This is a genomic window from Paenibacillus amylolyticus (assembly GCF_050990605.1).
GTDB lineage: Bacteria > Bacillota > Bacilli > Paenibacillales > Paenibacillaceae > Paenibacillus > Paenibacillus amylolyticus_H.
Window position 1 is genome coordinate 1,377,463 of record NZ_CP158832.1, and the last position, 14,367, is coordinate 1,391,829.

Annotated in this window: 7 protein-coding genes; 3 read left to right on the forward strand and 4 right to left on the reverse strand. The window is 45.7% G+C overall.

Going from position 1 to position 14,367, the window contains the following annotated elements:
• Nucleotides 1–61 precede the first annotated feature (61 nt).
• Both ABTV53_RS06130 and ABTV53_RS06135 read left to right on the forward strand, forming a co-directional pair.
• Complete coding sequence (locus ABTV53_RS06130) at nucleotides 62–5,638, forward strand: S-layer homology domain-containing protein (RefSeq protein ID WP_433751648.1); 5,577 nt, start codon at nucleotides 62–64, stop codon at nucleotides 5,636–5,638.
• Between the two features lie 134 nt (nucleotides 5,639–5,772).
• Nucleotides 5,773–5,985, forward strand: coding sequence for an immunity 17 family protein (locus ABTV53_RS06135; protein WP_433751650.1), 213 nt, complete (start codon nucleotides 5,773–5,775; stop codon nucleotides 5,983–5,985).
• Between the two features lie 252 nt (nucleotides 5,986–6,237).
• Here the strand turns inward: ABTV53_RS06135 and ABTV53_RS06140 are convergent, their stop codons facing one another.
• A complete protein-coding gene (locus ABTV53_RS06140; protein WP_433751652.1) occupies nucleotides 6,238–8,826 on the reverse strand; it encodes a glycine betaine ABC transporter substrate-binding protein in 2,589 nt (862 codons plus the stop codon).
• A complete protein-coding gene (locus ABTV53_RS06145; RefSeq protein WP_433751653.1) occupies nucleotides 8,792–10,021 on the reverse strand; it encodes a quaternary amine ABC transporter ATP-binding protein in 1,230 nt (409 codons plus the stop codon). Before ABTV53_RS06145 ends, ABTV53_RS06140 begins: the two co-directional genes overlap by 35 nt.
• A gap of 501 nt (nucleotides 10,022–10,522) precedes the next feature.
• Here ABTV53_RS06145 and ABTV53_RS06150 point away from each other — a divergent pair.
• On the forward strand, nucleotides 10,523–11,098 hold the full coding sequence (locus ABTV53_RS06150) for a GbsR/MarR family transcriptional regulator (RefSeq protein ID WP_433751655.1): 576 nt from the start codon (nucleotides 10,523–10,525) through the stop codon (nucleotides 11,096–11,098).
• A gap of 97 nt (nucleotides 11,099–11,195) precedes the next feature.
• Here the strand turns inward: ABTV53_RS06150 and ABTV53_RS06155 are convergent, their stop codons facing one another.
• Entirely contained in the window at nucleotides 11,196–12,821 is a 1,626-nt protein-coding gene (locus ABTV53_RS06155) for an AraC family transcriptional regulator (RefSeq protein WP_433751656.1), read from the reverse strand.
• A gap of 185 nt (nucleotides 12,822–13,006) precedes the next feature.
• Nucleotides 13,007–14,293: a DUF5050 domain-containing protein gene (locus ABTV53_RS06160; protein WP_433751658.1), complete on the reverse strand. Its 1,287-nt coding sequence runs from the start codon at nucleotides 14,291–14,293 to the stop codon at nucleotides 13,007–13,009.
• Nucleotides 14,294–14,367: the final 74 nt, after the last annotated feature.

Sequence of the window (14,367 nt, forward strand, 5' to 3'; positions counted from 1 at the left end):
ACTAATGTACAAGCTGTCTGAACAAATGATTGAAAATTCATAACATGGGGGTAGGAGAAAGATGCAAAGTAAGCAAATAAAGAGTTGGCTTCGATTATTCTTAGCTGTGGTGCTGTTGATTACAGGAGCTATACCTGCTGGCTTATTCAATAGCAATGCCGCCGCAGCTGACGAGCCATTAACGGTTACACAGGCGCTCGCTCTTGGTTCGGATGATTCAACCGCTACAGTTGAAGGTTATGTTGTAGGGACCTACAGCAACGGTCCAAGCGTAAATTCGAATCCACCCTTTACTGTAGACACCAATTTTGCTATTGCGGATAGTCCAACCGAAAAAGATATTAGCAAAATGATGCCTGTTCAAGTGCCCACATCTGCTCCTCGCAGCACGTTCGGACTACTAAGCAATCCCTCCTTGTATCAATCCAAAGTGCGTATTAACAACGGTACGTTATCTCAATATTTCACTTCTAAAGGTATACGCTCCGTTACATCAACAACCTTTCAACTCATGGATGACACACCGGAAACGGAAGTAGCTAATGTTACAGCTAACCCATCTTCAGGGGAAGTTCCGGCAGGAACACAGGTGACTTTAGGAACAACTACAGTCGGTGCTGCCGTATATTACAAGTTAAATGATGAAAATGCGTTTCTTCCTTACACAGTTCCCATTACGGTAAATGATGCCATACACATTGAAGCTTATGCACATAAAGAAGGTTTGCTGGATAGTGCAGTTGCTTTATTTAATTACACAATTGTGGACAATACGCCAATCTCAATCTCTGATGCCAGAAACAAACCGGAAAACGCTTCGGTTACCGTTCAGGGGATTGTCACTTACCGAGAGGAATCCGGAGGGATGGCGAATCTATACATTCAGGATGAGAATGCCGGTATCGTCATTCGGGGCGCGGATTCAACCGTGGAGCCCGGTGACCGGATAGAAGCATATGGTCCGCTCACCATTTATAACGGTCTGCTCCAGGTAGAGAAGGATAAAGCAGGATTTCCAGGCGGATATATCAAGATTTTAGACAAAGCACAAGAAATTCCTGAACCGCTTGTATTGACTTCCAAGGATTTTACACCTGCTGAAGGCGGAGGTAAGGGTACGGGCGGCATCTATGAAGGAATGCTTGTCGAAGTTCATGGGGTTACAGTGACAAGAAGCAGTAGTTCCACCTTTTTTGCGACAGATGTCGATGGTGGAGAGATCACGATTTATGCCAAAAATAGCCCCACTGCACTAACAACGGGCAAAACTTACGAAAAAGTGACAGGCGTCATGACTTATCACACAAGCTATGGTTTGGAACTAATCCCGCGTACAGCAGCGGATGTTGTCGAAAATCTGCTTTCTGTTACAGCTAGTGTTCCGTCGGGTGGTATCGTCAAAGGATCAACCGTGACCTTATCCTCACCGACAGCAGGAGCCGAAATTTATTATTCGGTTGATGGAACAGAACCAACCCAAACATCTACACTGTATAGTGGTCCGATTACAGTAGACGAAGATACGGTGGTTAAAGGGATCGCCGTATCAGGCGGCAATACAAGTCATGTATATAGCTTTACGTACACCGTTCTTCAGGAACTGGACAACCTGAGAATTCACGATATACAAGGCGCATCTCATAACTCCCTGTATGATGGTCTGGCTGTCCAGAATGTTGAAGGTATCGTGACTCATATTGTCAATGCAAGTTCGTTCTATATGCAGGAGATCCCTGGCATGGAAGATGACGACATAAAAACATCTGAGGGTATCCTTATTTATAAATCCACTCATGGCATGGCGGTAGGCAACAAAGTCAGCGTATCCGGTCAAGTAAAGGAATATGCGACAGCAACGACCGAACTGGCGACAACAGAAATAGTGGCTACAGCGATTACGGTTGAGGGTGAAAATCAGACACTGCCTGAACCTGTGATCCTTGGGAAGGATGGCCGAATGATCCCTAACGTCATTGATTCGGATCAGTTCGGTGAGTTTAATCCGGATGTGGATGCAATCGACTTTTACGAGAGCTTGGAAGGCATGAGGGTGCAACTCGATCAAGCTACGATTGTCGGTCCATATTCAAGTGAGCCAGGACTGGCAGTCGTAGTCGATAATGGTCCGAACAATCCGTTGCGAACACCTGCAGGAGGAGTCATTCTGACAGGAGATGGTGTAGAGCCGTTTGAGAGTTCACTTAATCCGGAACGACTGTTCATCAATAAAAAACCATCCCAAGCCGTCAAAACGGGAGACAAGCTGGATGGCTCTGTTAAAGGGGTTATGACTTACTCTAATGGGAACTTTAAAGTGGTTCCTGAAGGTAACCTTCCAGCAATCACACCGAATTCCCTTGCACAAGCCATAACCAATATTCAACCTACGGATGACAAATTAACGATTGCAACGTTCAATGTAGAGAATTTCAGTCAAAAGGATGCGGCTAGAGCGGTTAAAATTGGCGGTATTGTTGTGAATAATCTGAAAAATCCAGATATTATTGGCATTATGGAAGTGCAAGATAATGATGGAGCAACCGACAGCGGAACAACTGCTGCGGATGCGAGCTTTCAGACCTTAATTGATGCGATTGCTGCCAAAGGTGGTCCCACGTATAAATACACAGATATCGCTCCAGAAAATAACAAGGATGGCGGTGCACCAGGTGCCAACATTCGAGTTGGGTTCCTATATAATGAATCACGTGTGTCCTTGAAAGAAGGAATTAAAGGTAATGCGACAACAGCAATTCAGGTAGGCGCTGACGGCAGTCTTTCCAATAATCCGGGACGTATTGCACCGGGGGACGAGGCATTCGCCAGCTCTCGCAAACCGCTCGCAGCGGAATTCGAATTCAATGATGAACGTGTAGTCGTGATTGCCAACCATTTCAATTCCAAAGGTGGAGATCTGAAACCGTTTGGAAGCATACAGCCCGCCACTCGAAGCAGTGAAGTTCAACGTGCGAAGCAAGCTACGCTGGTCAATGGCTTTGTGAAAGATTTAATGAACAAAGACTCTAAGGTAAATGTGGCTGTTCTCGGTGATTTCAATGATTTCCAATTCTCGAATACCTTGAACATTGTTGAGGGTAATGAATTGGATAATCTGGTAAACGAACTGCCAGAAAATCAGCGCTACTCCTATATCTATGACGGTAACTCTCAGACACTGGATCACATTCTGGTGAGTAAAAACCTGACGCAGACGGCAGCCATCGAAGTGGTACATGTGAATGCCGATTTTGAGACAGCGGATGGACGGGTGAGCGACCATGATCCACTGCTCGCACAATTAAGTATTGGAGATCCAGTGGAAGAAGGGGATTTCAAGCTGCGTGTACTTCATACGAATGATACGCATGCGCATCTGGATAATATCCCGCGCCGTGTAACGGCGATCAAGGAAGCACGCAATGATAACACTTTGGTGTTGGATGCAGGGGACGTTTTCTCAGGCACATTGTACTTCAATCTGTTTAATGGTCTGGCTGATCTGGAGTTCATGAACATGATTGGATATGATGCGATGACCTTCGGTAATCATGAGTTTGATAAAGGTCCGAGCGTACTGAAAGCATTTATTGAAAAAGCGGAGTTCCCGTTTGTGAGCGCCAATATTGATTATACAAAAGATGCAGATTTGAGTGGTTTGTATAACAATAGCATCGGGCATCCGGGTGAGAAAGCCGAAATCTATCCGGCGATTATTACGGAAGTGAATGGTGAGCGAGTCGGTATTTTCGGACTGACAACACCAGACACGGTATCTCTTTCTTCACCGGGGGATGACCTGAAGTTTGCGGATTACAAAGCAAGTGCACAGGCAACTGTAGAGATGCTGCAAAATGAAGGCATCAATAAAATCATTACTTTGACTCACCTGGGCTACTCAGAGGATCTCAAATTGGCTGAAGCCGTAGAAGGAATCGACATTGTGGTAGGTGGTCATTCACACACCATTCTGAACGCACCCGTTTTGGTGGAGACTCATGCGGACCCAACTTTGGTTGTGCAAACTGGGGAATATGACGTTTCTCTTGGTCAATTGGATGTTACATTTGATGAAGCAGGCGTATTGAAAAAGTGGAACGGCAAACTGTTGAGTCTGGATGCCAAAGATGCTAATGGCCAATTCGTCTATGCTGATGATGTGGAAGCCGCAAACAAGCTGAAAGAATATGCGCCTCAGCTGGAACAGTTCAAGAAAACGGTTATTGGTAAAACGAATGTCTTCCTGGATGGAGAACGGGGCACTGTGCGGAAACAGGAAACCAATCTAGGAAATCTGATGACAGACGGCATGCTGGAGAAAGTGAAATCCATTGTGCAGGAGAATGATGTCAAAGGATACGTCGCGATCCAGAACGGCGGTGGCATTCGAGCTTCATTCCAGACAGGGGATATTACGCTGGGCAATCTCCTGACTGTGATGCCATTCGGTAATAATCTGTCTGCATTGAAAATGACAGGTAAGGAAATCACAGCCGCACTGGAAAATGGGGTTAGTGGTGTGGAAACGGGAGAAGGGCGCTTCCCGCAAGTGGCAGGCATGCGGTTCTACTACGATTCCACGAAACCAGGGGAAAAAATCGATTCCACGACCAACACCGTAACCCAAGTGGGTCAACGCGTGGTCAAAGTTCAGATTAAGAATGCAGATGGTACGTACTCGGATATCGATCCGAACGGATACTATATCGTTGCTACCAATTCATTCATGGCTAACGGTGGAGACTTCTATCGTGCGATGAGAATGGCGAAAGATGACAAGCGATTCTACGAATTAAATCTGGTCGATTATGAAATCTTCCATGAACATCTGGACCGTGTAGGTACAGTTGATCAAAAAACGGAAGGACGCAGTACGGATCTGAAGGGCAAGCCACTTCCTGGGGATGGAAATGGAAGCAACCCTGGTAATGGTGGCGGTAATAATGGAAGTAATCCCGGTAGTGGTAACAGTGGAGGAGGTTCTACAACACCTACCCCGCCTGTAACTCCAACTACACCGACTACACCAACCAATCCTACGAACCCAACTACGCCAACCGTTCCGGGTAATGGAGGAAGTCCTAATCCAACTCCTCCGGTTGTGGATCTGAAGGACATCGGGAATCACTGGGCAGCTGCTGCCATTGAACAGGCCATTTCCCGGGGAATTGTGAACGGATATCAGGATGGTCATTTCCGTCCGAATGCACCAGCCACACGCGCCGAATTCATTGTGATGTTGGGAAGAGCATTTGAACTTCCAGCCAGCAACAAGGCTTTGACGTTTAAGGATGCTGCTGGCATACCTGCGTGGGCGCAAACCTTTATTGCTCAGGCAGTGGAACAAGGCATCATTAGCGGGTATACGGATGATACCTTCCGTTCATCGGGCAAAGTATCGCGGGTAGAGATGACGGTTATGCTTGTTAGAGCACTCGGTCTTCCGGTATCGTCCAATCCGGCATTGAGCTTTGCGGACGCAGATAAAGTACCAACCTGGGCTGTTCCATACATCGCTGCTGCTTATGATGCAGGACTGGTGAAGGGAACAGGGCAAAATAGATTTAACCCTCTCGCTGAAGCAACACGTGCGGAAGTGGTGACCTTGTTATTGTCGGCAAGTGAATTGCAAAAGCAATAAACGCAGGATATGAACTTAAAAAAACAGCTTGCAGACTACCATCTGCAAGCTGTTTTTTTTACTAATTAATGCCTGTTAATTTTCACCAAGTGAAGGTATAGTAGACAGGATTATATTGAAGGAGTGTTGACGTAATGCAAGATCAACCCGTTTTAATCGCACTATTTGCCATAGCGGCAGGAATTTTTAGTTTGCTCGGTGGTATCAACAATTGGGATTGGTTTATGAAGAGCTTTAGAGCAGGGATTTTTGTGAAGACCATCGGACGGCAGGGCGCAAGAGTGGTATATGGTATTCTCGGTGTAGTTATGATTTTCATTGGTGTATTACTGCTTCTGATTGGATAGTTATTGGGAAATAAACGAACTCACCAAGGTTCATCTACATACGATTTCATGAGCGAAGGCCAAAGTAAGAGGTATGTGAGAAGAGTCAAATGGAAACAGCGTGTGAATGTTTAAGGTAGCAGTATGCAGTATGACCAGGATAGATATCAAATCAAATAGCATGCCTGAAAAAATCATAACCAACACAAAAAGACCACCGAAAAATTTCGATGGTCTTTTTACCAATTTCAGGTTTAATCATCTCAAACTGGTTTAATTATCTTTTAAGTCTTCAACAGAGTTGATATCCATGTACGTTGGAACAACCAGTCCTTGTTTGACTCCAGTCATGCTGACCGCAATATCGTCAATCTGGTCACCATAAGTTTCCCAATAATCACCGTGTGTCAATGGGAGCCATACAGCTGGAGAAGCATCGATATCTCCTGCAGCCAAGCCTGCCCACATCGGTCCGGCTTCGACTTGAAGGGCTTTAACATTGTAACCGAGATCATTCTCAAGTACATACTTTATCAGGTTCGTACTTGCAATCTCCGAATCCCAGGCAACATATCCAAGACTGAAATTCTCACCATTCACTGGCGTCAAACCTTCAGTCCATTCTTTGATCTGGTCAGGATGTTTTTCCGCATAAGTCTTGGCAGCTTGTTCAGGTGAAACCCCATCTTGGATGTCAATCATGATCTCACTCATTTGATCTGAATTCCATTTGAAGCGAGAGAGGAATTCGTAGGCAACCGGATGAGCTTCCTTGATTCCTTTGCGTCCAACCGTGTGAACTTCTTCTGCATCCCCGAAGATTAAGTCGGGATCATCCAGATATTTCAGATCATACTTATTGAACATCCAGTGAGGCGTCCAGCCTGTAACAATAATCGGCTCTTCGTTTTTGTAGGCTTTGTCCAGCGATGCAGTCATCGCTGCCCCAGAGCCTTCAATCAGATTCCAGTTGGACAGTTCATAATTTTCAATCGCATTTTTGGTTGCTTTCATCAGACCTGCACCCGGGTCAATACCAACAATCTGATGATTAACCTCTTCGCCCACATTAGCACTTGCCGATGGAGCGGAAGAAGCGGCACCTGTCTCCAGATCTGCAATCGAGTTTACTTCTGTCATATAATTAGGAACCACGAGGCCTGTACGTACACCTGTCATATTGGCACCCAGATCATCGATCTGGTCTTTATAACGATTCCAGTAGTCAGCGTGTGTCAATGGCAGCCAAGCTGCTGGAGAGGCATCAACATCGCCTGAGGCAACACCCGTCCACATGGGTCCAGCTTCAACTTGCAGAGCATTAACTTTATAACCCAAGTTGTTTTCCATCACATATTTCAGCAAGTTGGTACTTGCGATTTCGGAATCCCAAGCCACATAGCTAAGTTTCAATGCATCACCATTCACTGGAGTCAGACCTTTGGTCCACTCAGCAACCTGATCAGCATGCTTCTCGGCATATGCTTTAGCTGCTTCTTCAGGAGAGGTACCTTCCTGAATGGCAGTCATCATTTCACCCATTTCATCGGAAGTCCACTTAAATCGGGACAGGAATTCATACGCAACAGGGTGATCTTCTTTCAGACCTTTACGGGCGATGGTATGAATTTCTTCAGCATCACCAAAAGATTTCTCTGGATCTTCCAAATATTTTAGGTCATATTTGTTGAACATCCAGTGCGGAGTCCAACCTGTAATAATGATTGGATCTTCATTTTTGATCGCTTTGTCCAGTGTGGCCGTCATGGCTGCACCAGAGCCTTCAATCAGAGTCCAGTCCGTTAATTTATAGTCTTCGATCGCTTTTGCAGCAGACTTCATGATACCAGCCCCTGGATCGATACCGATAATCTGATAGTTCACTTCTTGACCTACAGCGTTGGCTGCTGAATTGTTGCTACCAGCGGAAGTTGTGCCACCAACGAAGTATTGTGAGAAACCAGCTACAAGCACAAGGAATGTTGCCGCAGCAGTGATCCATGCTTTTTGCTTGGCTGTAATGCGTGAGGTTTTTTTGCGACCTGGCATAAACACATTTTGTGTAAAACGGTCCAGAACAATAGCGAGTACAACAACGGCCAGACCGGCTTCGAAACCTTTACCGATTTGAAGCTGTGTTACGGCACGATAGACTTCCGCACCAATACCTTGTGCACCGATCATGGATGCAATAACAACCATGGACAGTGACAACATGATTGTCTGGTTAATACCGGACATCACGGTAGGCAAAGCGAGTGGAAGTTGTACTTTGAACAACTTTTGCATGGAAGTTGAGCCGAATGCATCGGCTGCTTCAACCAATTCGCCAGATACCTGTCTGATACCCAAGTGAGTCAGACGAATCGTTGGCGGAATCGCAAATATAACAGATGCGATAACACCTGGAACGACACCTAGACTAAAGAATGTAACCGCAGGCAGCAAGTAGACAAATGCAGGCATCGTCTGCATGAAGTCAAGCAGCGGAGTAATAATACGCGCCGCAGTTTTACTGTATGCGAGCCAGATTCCGACAGGTACACCAAGCAGGATCGAAACCAATCCAGAAGTGATAACCAGACCGAGTGTGTCCATCGATTGGGACCAGTATCCCAAGTTATCTACGAGCAAGAATCCAATAACCGTAAATAGTGTTAGTGGGAGTCGTCCTACGAGGAATGCAAGAACACCCAATATGGCAATGAACAGGAGTGGATGGGGCAACATAAACAGCCCGGAGAAATATCCGACAACCGCTTGAATAACGGTGGAAATTACATTAAACAATCCGGAGAGCGAGGAGCTCATCCAGTCAACGATGGATTCAATCCATGACGCTAGTGGTATTTTGGGAATCATTCACAAGTTCCTCCTTTACTGCAACTTCACCGCTAAGTGCACCCAGCAGGGCACCGCGGACGATAACACCTTGCAGACGGCCATTCTCACCAACAACAGCGAGCGGCACATGGGCTGAACTTACAATTTCGAACAATTCATGAATCAGGGTCTCAGGCGACACAGTTGGCCCGTCCGTGATCAGAATGTCTTTTAATACTTTGTTTTCACGCATCGCACGGGAAGCGTCTTCTGCTGTAATGACACCAAGCAGCTTCTTCGAACGGTCAATGACAAACAGGTTGGAAACGCCACTTTCGCGCATTAATTCGAGGGCAACACGAGGTCCGCGGTCAAGCGTGATTGTTTCAGGGCGACGCATTACGTGAGATGCTGTAAGGACCTTGGACAGATCCACGTCTTCGACGAAGCGGGCCACATATGAGTTGGCCGGTTGAATCATGATTTCTTCCGGTGTACCGATCTGCACAACTGCGCCGTCTTTCATGAGGGCAATACGATCGCCGATGCGCAGCGCTTCGTCCAAGTCATGGGTAATGAAAATAATCGTCTTTTTCATTTTATCCTGAAGCTCGATCAACTCATCCTGCATATCACGACGAATCAATGGATCAAGTGCACTGAAAGCTTCATCCATTAGTAGTACTTCCGGATCATTGGCAAGTGCACGGGCCAAGCCGACACGTTGCTGCATCCCGCCACTGAGTTCATCTGGCATTTTGTCTTCCCAGCCTTTCAGGCCAACCAGCTCAAGTGAGGTTTTTGCCTTCTCCCGGCGTACTTCCTTATCTACTTTTTGTATTTCCAATCCATACTCCACATTATCAAGAACGGTACGGTGCGGGAATAACGCAAACTTCTGGAAGACCATGCTAATCGTTTTCCGGCGCACTTCGCGCAATTGTTCTTTGTTCATCTTGCGTAGATCCTTACCATGGACCAGAATTTCTCCGGATGTTGGTTCAATCAGACGATTGAACATCCGAACCAGTGTGGATTTACCACTCCCGGACAGTCCCATAATAACGAAAATCTCGCCTTCCTTAATATCCATGTTGACCCGGTTGACACCAACCGTTATCTGTTTTTCTTTGGCCAACTTTTCTTTTCCCCAACCTTGCTCCAGTAATTGCAGACCTTGCTCGGTTTGGGGTCCAAACAATTTACTTACGTTTTTCACTTCAAGTATGGTCATGTTTTCACCCCTTCTGATGTGTTGTGCACTTCGAACGGCTTTCAGCATCCATAAGCCCATACACTTATGCGCCCAGCCACGAAATCCGGTAGTTGTTGCTTCGCTTCCCGTCTTTCTGGGTAACGAGTTTAATACTAACAATACTTAACCAGTATATCAACCGAATAAACAGTACATAATGTTTGTACAGTAAAAACTGTACAAAGTTTTTCGTCCAAATACTCCGTCATTCTCCTTATTCTGGCTAATAAGGCAGCTTTACATTTGACATTGCTTTTCCTACAATAGAAAATGAGCTGAATTGAAGCTGAATTATTTGGTTAAAAGATAGTCATAGGCAATTGTAGCCTGGTAAAGTTCCCATTTTCATACATTGGGTGAATGATAGCCCTCTGGCATATATGATGTCCGGCCGAGTGCTTTCCCATGTAAGCAGGACTTTTAAAGTGTTGCAATGATTTCGCCAAAGACTGTGGAATGTTCAGAATGGAGGTTGCAAGCATGAGCTTGGACCATTTACAAGAGGAACAGCAGGCAACCGTGCTGAAGATTCGTAAACGCGTCATTGAAGCCATTGGACGTAATATGGATCTTTACGGCGTTACGCTGTCGACGGGACACTTATATGGATTGCTTTTTTTTGCAGACAAACCTATGACCCTTGACGATATGGGACGGGAAATGGAAATGAGCAAAACGAGTATGAGTACAGGTGTACGAACACTGCTGGATTTGAAAATGGTAAACAAAGTATGGAGCAAGGGCTCCAGGAAAGACCTATATGAAGTGGAATATGACTGGCATCAGACATTTACGGATTATTTTGCGATTAAGTGGAGAAAAGCCGTGGAGAGTAACCTTCAGATTCTGCGGAAATCCATTGACGAAATGAATCGCTTAATCGAGGATCTGGATGAGCAGGCAGATGCTGAACTTATTCACATTCTGATGGAAGACAAACACAAGGTTTTGCAAGCGGAAGCATATTACAAATGGTTGGATCGGTTGATAGATACCATGGAAGATGAAGAGATATACAAGCTGGTTCCGAAGGAAGAGATTAAGGAACATTCATAATTACATGCAAAGGGCCCTTTCCGATATTGGAGAGGGCCCTTTGGCTTGTGCAATGTAAAAGATAACCTTGTCCAACGTATCGACTTATGTTCACCGTCTAATGTCCGATCAGACCTGCATGAGGAAAGACCACAGACTGCTGGGCAATCTGTTCCAGTTCATTTAGAATCTGCATACGTCCAGCCGGAGTCCAGCATAACCGATGCCAATTCGAAATATCGTGAACGTTACCATACAATACAGCAGGAGATCGATTCCATGATGCCGTTTGTTTCATGCGTCGGAACACCTTTTCACTGGCAGGCTGAAGCGAAGCACGATGGATCAACAGATAATCCGTGTCCAGCACGGGGATACTATCCGCTACATACTCATGTCTGGAACTTTCGGGAGATACAATCTGAGCAGGCTGGAATCCCAATTCAGAATACAATAAGTGATTTAATGGATGCTCGGCAGTCCCTTGTAAGCGAATGAACTGATTCGTAATCTCCATCAGAGCCAACCGTTTTTGTCCGAAATAGGGTTGTAGGTTCAGGCTTACTTCTAGCTTGCGGAACGCAAGTTCCTTGAAATTAAGCAACGCCTGCTTCTCACGTCCGACCAGTTCGGCTATGCGAATATGGTTCTCTTTCCAGTCATCAGTGGACTCCAATATGATGGTGGGTGCAATACTTTTCAGGTGATCGTAATAGGGCTTGTGGTAAAAGTCACCGATGATCAAGTCTGGCTTCGCCTGCCGGAGTTGATCTAATTGTCTGCTTAATCGGCGTTCTTGTTCATATTCATCCGATTCTCGGTCAAGCACTCCTTCCAGCACAGCTACCGGGCGCAGTTCAAGCGAGGCCAAGTTCTCATGGAATCCCATAATGGATGCCGTAGCTACGCGAAGTTGATCTCTTTTCATATATACGCTGGGAGCAATGCCCAAGGTTTGTTTGAATTTGCGGCTAAAATAATACTCATTGCCATACCCGACAGATACCGCGACGTCTTTGAGGACACTTGATTCCTCTGTCAGCTGTTTTTTCGCTTCGTTTATACGTAAACGATTCAGGTAATCGGTCGGTGACATGCCTTTGGCCTTCTTGAAACTGCGTGAATAAGAGCTGGGTGTAAGTCCCGCAATCTTGGCAAGCTGATCCATGCTGATTCCTTCACTCATGTAGCGTCGCATATACATAATACTGCGTTCCAAGGCAGGGTCTACCTTCTCGTGATTGGCTTCCAGCCGGTTCTCTGAGAGAAATTGCAACAGTTCATGCAGCTGGCTATGTATGCTGATAAAGTGATCCGGTTGAAGACCACGATAGGTTTCATACAGTTGTTCCAAACGTAATACAGCCTGCTGCTCGTGACGGACGAGTAATCTTCCTGTCTGCCAATCCAGCGGAAAGGCGGGTGAAGAGGTCATTTTCCATTCACCGCGTACTTGCTGCAAACGAACCGTATCCATACTTAGCAATATGCATTCGGTCACATTCGAGCGTGCAGCAGCCTCGATGGTTGTTCCTGGCTTCAGTACAAACAAGCTGCCCGCTTCAGCCGTGTAAACTGTATCATTCAGGACCAGAACACCGTCTCCTTGCAAAATAAGACAGAGCATGGGCCGTGACACCGTCTTGCCTTGCACACGGAAATTCTCCCCACGACGCACACGGCACATGGAGGAGAGGAGCGGTAGAGATGAGGTTTCAGCAATGAAGGGAAACTGTTCAGTCATACGGACCATCCTTTTGTCTTATTTTCTTAATGATAACAATTATCATTCTCATATGGAAGGTGTTTTTAAAAAATAGTTTTCGACAACCAAAAAAGGACTACCAAGAGCCATTATGGCTGCAAAGTAATCCTTTTTGTTATGGACAAGTCCGTTGAATGGGCTATCGGCTGAATCAACAGGGTATGTTAGTACGGTGTCACCAATAGAATATTGTCGAGGAAAACGTCACTCATTACTTTTTTCCCTGTTCCACCCGTTTGCACATGATACAAGCGATACTGATCTTTGGCATTGATGTAGAACAGGCCGGCAACATCATCTCTGATATGGAATGCATCCCATTCGTCACTGGTAAGTTTGGTTACCTTGAGAGCAGTATTGATCGAATAGAGACCGTTGTTGCCCGAGATGTAAGCAGCGGTAGGTGTGCCGTTGGTCAATTGATTTGCCACATACGTCACATTTGTCAGGTTCAGGTTGGCGGACTTGGTTACTTTGTTGCCGGAGACCGTTTTGGCATACGCCTTTTTGTCTGCATCAATAAGGACAACCTTGTCTGTACCTAAGGCACTTACTTCCCGAACACTTTTGTTATGAAGCTGAAGCGTTTTGGCTGAAGTTGTTAACGCAAACGCTTTGCCTTTGGCATAATTGTAATCCTTATTGCTGTCGAGAACGATTCCCTTGTTATACACGTAAAGATTGTTTCCCCAACCACCGGAATATACAGCATTCACATCCAGTTTGGCTTTGGGATTAACCGCAGTTGCTTTGCCAGTGTTGTAGTTCACCTTATACATGACAACAGCATTGGTGGAATAGAAATCCTCGTAGGGATCTGTATTTACCATCAGTTGCAGTTCGTTTTTGGCTTGATTCGTAAAATAACGTCCTTCCACTGCGCCTGCGGCAATCCGCTGCACAGCTCCAGAACCGTTGGACGTTTTGGACACGATCCACGTGTTTCCATTAACCAGTGCGTTATAGTAAGCACGTCCTTTGGCTACGACAAGAAACGGAAAATCGGTATCGGCCTTGTCAGCGATCTTGGTCACAGCTGAAGCGTCACTATTACCATTCGCGCGATAAATTGTACCTGTAGCATCCAGATAATAGATGAATCCATTATCCGTATAATAGCTGAGTACATCTGTAGCAAATGTCTCTGCCGCATCGCTGGACCCGTCATTCGGAACCCGAAGCAAGGTTGTGGAAGAAGCAGTCTGCGTGTAGTAGAGATAAGAGCCTGCTGCGAGCAAGTCCACACCTTGGAAATCAATTAATACTTCTGTTGTATTGCTGCCATCCGCGGATACTTTGTACAAAACGCCGTCGGATTCATAATAGACTGTGGATTGGCTAAGTGAAGCTGCCTGGGCTGCGGTTCCACCTCCCAATGTCACTGCTGCAATGAGTGTAAATAACAGCAATGTACAGATGGTGCGTTGTAAGTATGTATACCCTGTTTTCATTCGTTCATCGTCCCCTTCGTTCTTCTATATGTATGTCGTTAATTCCTTATGTTATATCGGTAAACTATGGAAGA